Here is a 993-nt window from a genome sequence, read left to right as displayed (position 1 = left end):
GCAAACCTGCTGAATACCGCTGCAGGATCTTGCCTTTCGCTAGGTGTTCTATCTCCTTTGGCTGCGTCATTTTTTAATCTGACAGCCAACCGCATTCCTACTCATATCGTTATCTTGGGAGTCGCTTTCTGGCTGGGAATGGCGTATTTTCTCCATCAGCGGGCACAAGCCGTTTTAGGAGGGCTTCGAGAATGACCTTTATGCAGTTCTTCGCCTTTATTGGCATGCCAATCATCATTGGCGTTCTTGGTTATGGTATTTCTAAAATGCCTATCAAGGATAATTGAGAGTTTATCGTCCGTTCCAATCAATGGTTGATCGTATGATACCTGTTTATGATTAGGATAACAGACCCATAAAATTTGAGGTCCATGCAGAAATAAGGGCGTATTCACGGTAATACCTAAAATCTGCTCGCTTACTTTCGTTTTCTGTTCATGTTTTTCATAAATTAAACAATAAGTATTTTTTTATTACTAAAGGTCCGATCAGTTCCGGATCAAGATATATGTCCTGGATTTTTATACCAAAGTCATAGTGTACCGTTCGACAAGATAGATTTTTTCGGAAAAAACATTCGCAGTCGCATGTTACTGGCCGAAGACTCCTCCGAGGGACATGCCTCCCTCTTTAACGGAGCCCTTGACCATGAACCTCTCTCGCACAAGCATCCCCGACACGGGGCGATCGACGCGTCTCTTGACCAAACGGGTCGGATACAGCCAGCGTGCCGTCACGGCACTTGGCACATTGGCCGTCCCGATCCTCATTGCCAGCCATGCGCTGGCCCAATCCGCAACCGGCAGCGCAAACGGTATCGGGGCCCAGATGCAGGCCACCGCCCAGGAGGGGCTGACAGCGGGCGGCTTTGTCGCTGCAGCATGCATGTATGTCGCTGCCTTCATCTGCTTCATCGGCGGCGTATGGGCGGCCTGGCAGAGCCGCAACGAACAGAACCGTTCGCCCGGAAAGGTCGGTATGGCAATCGCCGGC

1 protein-coding gene and 1 pseudogene are annotated in these 993 nt (G+C 49.7%); both read left to right on the top strand.

Annotated elements, in window-relative coordinates; translation table 11 throughout:
* Positions 1–195, top strand: a pseudogene (locus CFR71_RS16755) (hypothetical protein); the annotation flags it as partial.
* A gap of 453 nt (positions 196–648) precedes the next feature.
* Positions 649–993: hypothetical protein (locus CFR71_RS15825; RefSeq protein WP_110532251.1), on the top strand; the 345-nt coding region annotated here is incomplete at its 3' end.

This window comes from Novacetimonas pomaceti, from assembly GCF_003207955.1.
In the GTDB taxonomy this organism is placed as follows: Bacteria; Pseudomonadota; Alphaproteobacteria; order Acetobacterales; family Acetobacteraceae; genus Novacetimonas; species Novacetimonas pomaceti.
The sequence above is the reverse complement of the archived record's forward strand: the minus strand, read 5'-3'. Positions and strand labels throughout refer to the sequence as shown.